The sequence below is a fragment of the Vibrio sp. R11-SG3-ISO3-SZ genome, from assembly GCF_059834345.1.
In genome coordinates, this window is the sequence record NZ_JCBDGX010000076.1 from 1 (window position 1) to 5,634 (window position 5,634).

4 protein-coding genes and 1 rRNA gene are annotated in these 5,634 nt (G+C 49.6%); 1 reads left to right on the forward strand and 4 read right to left on the reverse strand.

Features of this window, described 5'->3' with window-relative positions; all coding sequences use genetic code 11:
* From AC6R1O_RS09610 to rluD, 4 genes are all read right to left on the reverse strand, one after another.
* Nucleotides 1-290, reverse strand: a 16S ribosomal RNA gene (locus tag AC6R1O_RS09610); the annotation flags it as partial.
* Nucleotides 291-880: 590 nt separating this feature from the next.
* The gene (gene clpB, locus AC6R1O_RS09615) at nucleotides 881-3,454 is read right to left on the reverse strand and encodes an ATP-dependent chaperone ClpB (protein ID WP_500632421.1); all 2,574 of its coding nucleotides are present in this window, start codon (nucleotides 3,452-3,454) and stop codon (nucleotides 881-883) included.
* A 113-nt stretch (nucleotides 3,455-3,567) separates the two neighbouring features.
* Complete coding sequence (pgeF, locus tag AC6R1O_RS09620) at nucleotides 3,568-4,290, reverse strand: peptidoglycan editing factor PgeF (protein WP_500632424.1); 723 nt, start codon at nucleotides 4,288-4,290, stop codon at nucleotides 3,568-3,570.
* Nucleotides 4,291-4,296: 6 nt separating this feature from the next.
* Nucleotides 4,297-5,274, reverse strand: coding sequence for a 23S rRNA pseudouridine(1911/1915/1917) synthase RluD (rluD, locus tag AC6R1O_RS09625; RefSeq protein ID WP_500632422.1), 978 nt, complete (start codon nucleotides 5,272-5,274; stop codon nucleotides 4,297-4,299).
* Nucleotides 5,275-5,403: 129 nt separating this feature from the next.
* Here rluD and AC6R1O_RS09630 point away from each other — a divergent pair.
* Nucleotides 5,404-5,634: tetratricopeptide repeat protein (locus AC6R1O_RS09630; RefSeq protein WP_500656929.1), on the forward strand; the 231-nt coding region annotated here is incomplete at its 3' end.

Sequence of the window (5,634 nt, forward strand, 5' to 3'; positions counted from 1 at the left end):
GTCGCCTTGGTGAGCCCTTACCTCACCAACTAGCTAATCCCACCTGGGCATATCCTGACGCGAGAGGCCCGAAGGTCCCCCTCTTTGGCTCGAAAGCATTATGCGGTATTAGCCATCGTTTCCAATGGTTATCCCCCACATCAGGGCAATTTCCCAGGCATTACTCACCCGTCCGCCGCTCGACGCCCTTAACGTTCCCCGAAGGTTCAGTTAAGTCGTTTCCGCTCGACTTGCATGTGTTAGGCCTGCCGCCAGCGTTCAATCTGAGCCATGATCAAACTCTTCAATTTAAGGTTTTGTTCGGCTCAATGAATACTGATAAGTTCCTAGTGACTAGAAGCTAGTTCCTAGAAAACTTGAATTGACTGTGCTCTTATTGGCTTTCACTTTTGAAAAAGTAAAACAAAACAGCTCAAGGCTGCTTCCCAATTCGAATGGTCACTCAGTTCATTGATAGCCAATGATTCCGAAGAATCAGTTTTTGATTTTACTTTTTATAAAAAAGTGAAAACCAAAAGTGGATTATCATCAACGAGTGCCCACACAGATTGATAGGTTTATATTGTTAAAGAGCTAGGTGTTTCTCACTTGCCGTAAGGCTCACTCGAAACGGACGGCCATTTTAGCGATTTAACTTTTAGTGTCAAACACTTTTCGCTTAATTTCAGAAACTAATTTTCATCGCGTTTCTTCGACCTATTGGCTCGATTGCATCGTATGCTTTTCCGTGCCAACGGAGGCGCATTATAGGCAGGAATCGCATCGAGGCAAGAGGCATTTAGCAAAAAGTCGTAATATTTGCGTCGTTCGCTCAAGCTTTGACCGATGCGATTTAAATAGCAGCAAAAAGGGCCGTTTCGGCCCTTCTGTTAGAGGAAAGTTATTGGTGAGCAATAATTTGATCGTGACTCACCACCAGCTTCACGGGTTTATCTGGTATCACCTCACCCGCGAGGATAGATTTCGCTAGCGGGTTTTCAACGCTCTGTTGTATCGCCCGTTTTAATGGTCTTGCACCATAGACAGGGTCAAACCCAACTTGAGCAATGAGATCGAGCGCTTTGTCAGACACCTCAAGCATAAAGCCTTTTTCTTCCATGCGAGCAGACAGTCTCGCTAACTGAATTGAAGCAATTGACTTGATATGATCTGCACCTAATGGGTGGAACACCACACTTTCGTCCACACGGTTTAAAAACTCTGGGCGGAAATGTTTGCTGACCACCTCCATCACTTGCTGCTTCATGCCTTCATAATCGACCTGACCAAAACTTTCTTGGATGCGAGCAGAGCCAAGGTTAGATGTCATGATGACAACGGTGTTACGAAAATCGACCGTGCGACCTTGTCCATCCGTCAATCGTCCATCGTCTAATACTTGAAGCAGGATGTTAAACACATCAGGGTGAGCCTTCTCCACTTCATCCAATAAGATGACCGAATAAGGTTTACGACGCACCGCTTCTGTTAGGTAGCCGCCTTCTTCATAGCCCACATAACCAGGAGGCGCACCAACAAGACGAGCCACAGAGTGTTTCTCCATGAACTCGGACATATCGATACGAACCATGGCGTCTTCACTATCGAACATAAAGTTCGCTAGGGTTTTGCACAGCTCGGTTTTACCAACACCGGTTGGCCCTAAGAATAGAAACGAACCAATCGGTTTGTTCGGATCGGATAAGCCCGCGCGACTGCGGCGAATCGCATTCGATACCACTTCAACAGCTTCAGTCTGGCCAATCACACGCTTATGCAAGACGTCTTCCATTCGCAGCAGTTTTTCTTTCTCTGCTTCAAGCATCTTCGACACAGGAATGCCCGTCTGTTTTGACAGCACTTCGGCAATTTCATTGTCGGTGACCTTATTGCGTAGCAGAGTCATCTCCTGCATTTCGGCTTGGGTTGCCAAATCAAGCTGCTTCTCTAACTCTGGGATTCGGCCATATTGCAACTCAGACATGCGGTTTAAATCACCCGCACGACGTGCAAATTCCATATCCATTCTCGCTTGCTCGAGTTCCCCTTTAATGTGTTGAGTACCCGATAAGGCCGCTTTTTCTGCGTTCCACACCTCTTCCAGCTCAGCAAACTCCCGCTCTTTTTCATTCAACTCTTCATTAAGGATCTGCAATCGCTTCTCACTGGCTTCATCATGTTCGTTGGTCAGCGCTTGTTGCTCAATTTTAAGTTGAATGATTTTACGCTCCAACTTATCGAGCGACTCGGGTTTGGAGTCAATCTGCATGCGAATACTGGATGCGGCTTCATCAATTAAGTCGATCGCTTTGTCAGGCAATTGGCGATCCGATACGTATCGATGCGAGAGACTCGCCGCCGCCACAATAGCAGGGTCAGTAATTTCCACATGGTGATGCAACTCATAGCGCTCTTTGAGACCGCGTAAGATAGCCACGGTATCTTCCACTGACGGCTCATCCACCAGCACTTTTTGAAAGCGTCGTTCAAGCGCAGGATCTTTTTCGATGTATTGGCGGTACTCATCTAAGGTGGTTGCCCCGACACAGTGCAACTCGCCCCGAGCCAACGCGGGTTTAAGCATGTTACCGGCATCCATTGAACCTTCGCCTTTACCTGCGCCCACCATGGTATGAATCTCATCAATAAAGAGGATGATGTTTCCCTCCTCTTTAGACAATTCATTGAGGACGGATTTCAAACGCTCTTCGAACTCACCACGGTATTTGGCCCCTGCAACCAGTGCGCCCATATCCAAGGAGAGTACTCGGCGCCCGCGCAATCCCTCTGGCACTTCGTTATTGATGATACGTTGTGCCAACCCTTCGACGATGGCGGTTTTACCCACTCCAGGTTCACCAATGATCACCGGGTTGTTTTTTGTGCGGCGCTGCAAGACTTGAATGGTGCGACGTATCTCATCATCACGGCCGATGACCGGGTCAAGCTTGCCTTGCTCGGCACGCTCGGTGAGATCAATCGTGAATTTCTCTAACGCTTGGCGCAACTCTTCAGCATTGGGGTCATTGACGGTTTGTCCACCGCGAATCTTATCTATCGCTGCAGCGATTTTATCTTGAGTAAGGCCTTGCTCTTTAAGCAAACTGCCAAGTGGGCCGCGGTCTTCGATCGCCGCCAGCAAGAAAATTTCTGATGAGATGTACGCATCTTTGCGCTTTTGCGCCACTTTGTCACACAAGTTAAACAGCGTGCCCATTGCGCTCGACAATTGCACATCACCGCCAATGCCACTGACTTTGGGCAAGCGGTCAAGAATTTCACTCAATTTTGAGCGTAGATGCATCACGTCCACGTTGAGCATGGTGAGCAAAGGACGAATCGGGCTACCGTCCTGATCCATCAGCGCTACCATTAGGTGAACGGGTTCTATGTATTGATGGTCGCGGCCGAGCGCCAACGATTGGGCGTCAGATATCGCGATTTGGAATTTGCTCGTAAATCTGTCAAGACGCATACCTACCTTCCTAACTCAAATGAGGTGAACGAATTTCATCATAAAGAAAGATGGATACGCGCAAGGGCAATTTCAAGGTAGCAGGGAGGAGTTTCCCTAATAAACAGATGGGATTATGATTCAAGCCAAATAAAACTGGCTTGTCGACCTGTCACGCCATCGCGTCGGTAGGAGTAAAAACGGTCAGCATCACGATAGGTACACAGCCCGCTTTGATAGATGGCCGTCACGCCGACCGATTGAAGGCGCTGTTCAACAAGGCGATTCATATCCGCCATGTACTTGCCAGGTTGTCGACCAGGTAAAAACGCCGTTTGGGCTTGTGAATCATGAGCGACAAATTGATCACGGACCTCTTGACCTACTTCAAACGCCTCAACGCTGATCGCAGGACCAATCCAGGCCATCAATTCGCCACTCATCAAGCGCACCGCATTCTCGACAATCCCATCAAGTAAACCTCGCCACCCGGCATGCACCGCAGCAACCTCTGCACCCTCACGATTGGTCAGCAGCACCGGCAAACAATCGGCGGTCATCGCACTGCATACGATGCCGATTTGTCGAGTCAACGCCCCATCGGCATCCAAAACCGTATCGGTCGCCGAGTCGAGCGTCACAACATGGGTAGAGTGGGTCTGGTTGAGCCAAACCGGCGCCGAGGGCATGCCTGAATGCGCCATCAACCATTGGCGGTTTTGCGCCACCAACTCAGGATCGTCTCCGACATGCATCCCCACATTCAACCCTTGATAAGGAGGCATAGAGACGCCCCCCTCTCGAGTTGAGGCAAACGCTTTTACGTTCGCTGGCGCGGGCCAGTTGGGGATGATCATGGACATTTAGATCTCTTCTTCCAGACCGTGAGTTTGAGCATCCAGGCGAAGCGCTAGGGTCATCTCAACCATGTCATCAGGCACAGGCGCATGAAACTCGAGCTCCTCGCCAGTGATCGGATGCGCAAAACGCAACATGACCGCATGCAAAGCTTGACGATCAAAACCGCGGATTTTCTCCGCCAGCTCTTGGGTTGCGCCAGAAGGAATGCGAGCGCGGCCACCATAAGCGGTGTCACCCAATAGCGGGTGCTGCAAGTACGACATATGCACACGAATTTGGTGTGTACGTCCGGTCTCCAAACGCAAGCGAATACGCGTGTGTTCGCGGAAATGCTCGGCCACGCGGTAATGCGTCACCGCAGGTTTACCCATTGGGCTCACCGCCATCAGTGTGCGTTTGGTTGAGTGTCGACCAATCGGCTGCTCAACCTTACCGCCCGCGGTCATACGACCAATAGCGATCGCTTCATACTCACGAGTAATGTTGCGCTTTTGCAGAGCACGAACCAGGCGCGTTTGCGCTGGGACCGTTTTCGCCACCACCATAAGGCCCGTGGTGTCTTTGTCCAAGCGGTGAACGATCCCGGCACGAGGCACTTCCGCAATCGCTGGGTAATGATGCAGTAACGCGTTGAGCACAGTGCCATCTGGCGTACCGGCACCTGGGTGAACCACAAAGTCACGCGGTTTGTTGATCACGATAATGTCGTCATCTTCATAAACGATATCCAGAGGAATATCTTGCGCTTCCCAACGTTCTTCGTCTTCGAGTTCCGCTTGTAAGGTGATCTCTTCACCGCCCATCACTTTGGTGCGCGGCTTGGTGACCACTTGGCCGTCCACACTCACTTTGCCTTCGAGTAACCACTCTTTTAGACGTGAGCGCGAAAAATCGGTAAACAATTCGGCAATCGCCTGATCGAGGCGTTGACCTAGCTGGCTATCTTTTACTGTATTGGTTAATTCAATCTGCTGAGCCATATCGAACTTTTTTAAAAACTGTGAGACTAATAGTCTCTACTATGAAAAAATAAGCGCCATTGTATCCGTTACCGCTTAGAAAGTAACGGCGGCGTACTAAATATTTAATTCAAGGAATCGAATCCTGACATGAAACAGCATACATTATCTGGCTTATTGGCATTATCCATATTGGTTGGCTGCTCGAGCAGCGAGGAGATCGTTCCTGATGTGCCACCATCAGAACTGTATTCTGAAGCGCAACTTTCTTTGCAAAGCGGGAACTGGCTCACCGCTATTGAGCAACTTGAAGCTCTAGATTCACGTTATCCATTCGGCGCTTACTCAGAGCAGGTTCAGCTAGACCTTATTTACGCTTAC

Bases quoted from the DNA above. Each gene is read 5' to 3' on its own strand.
- pgeF (WP_500632424.1), bottom strand. From the start codon at position 4,290: ATGATCATCCCCAACTGGCCCGCGCCAGCGAACGTAAAAGCGTTTGCC.
- rluD (WP_500632422.1), bottom strand. From the start codon at position 5,274: ATGGCTCAGCAGATTGAATTAACCAATACAGTAAAAGATAGCCAGCTA.
- clpB (WP_500632421.1), bottom strand. From the start codon at position 3,454: ATGCGTCTTGACAGATTTACGAGCAAATTCCAAATCGCGATATCTGAC.